This window comes from Streptomyces sp. AC627_RSS907 (assembly GCF_019049165.1).
This window is the reverse complement of sequence record NZ_JAGMUE010001280.1, coordinates 1-677: the sequence shown is the minus strand read 5'-3', so window position 1 is coordinate 677 and position 677 is coordinate 1. Positions and strand designations below refer to the sequence as shown.

The 677-nt window shown below is 77.8% G+C and carries 2 pseudogenes; both read right to left on the bottom strand.

The features are described 5' to 3' along the window. A pseudogene (locus tag KUM32_RS41485) lies at positions 1-360 on the bottom strand (spherulation-specific family 4 protein); the annotation flags it as partial. Further along, a pseudogene (locus tag KUM32_RS44575) lies at positions 348-677 on the bottom strand (hypothetical protein); the annotation flags it as partial. The pseudogenes KUM32_RS41485 and KUM32_RS44575, both read right to left, overlap by 13 nt.

Below are 677 nucleotides of genomic sequence, written 5' to 3'. Positions count from 1 at the left end.
CCGCTCGGTGGGACATCGGTCGAGGTAGAAGCCGTCCACCTGGTACCACTCCAGGAAGCGGTGCGCGTCCGAGAGCAGTTCACCGAACGGGCGGGTGCCGAACCGCACGTCGAGGTGGCCGAGCACCCGGCCGCGCGCCTCGTGCAGCCGGGCCGCCGCCGCCAGGCAGTGCGGATCGGGGCGGGCGCCGGGGCCGCGCGCCACGTTGAGCACCGCCCAGTGCAACGGGGTGTACGGGCGCGCCAGTTCGGCCCACTCGGCCGGCGCCACCAGCGGGTGCGCGCAGCCGGGCACCCCGAAGCCGAGCCGGCCCGCCACCGCACCCGTGCGCCGGGTGCCGGTGGAGGTCACATACGGCATGCCGCCTCCATCCAGATGTCGGCCAGGGATTCCTCCAGGCCGATCCGCGTCCGCCAGCCCAGCCGGTCGCGCGCGGTGCGCACGTCCGCCTGCTGCCAACTGCCGCAACCGTCCGGGTACACGTGCCCGACCGGCCCCGTCGGGTGGTCGGGCCCGTGCTCGCCCCGGCCGTGCCCGGGGCCGTGGCCGGACCCGCCCGCCGGGCCGTGGCCGGCGCCGAGCGGCAGCCCGTGTCCGCCGGCGTGCGCCAGGCCGGGGGGCTGGGCGGGGTGCGGCACGGAGCGCAGCGGGTGCGATCCGCCCTCCATGTCGTGCAG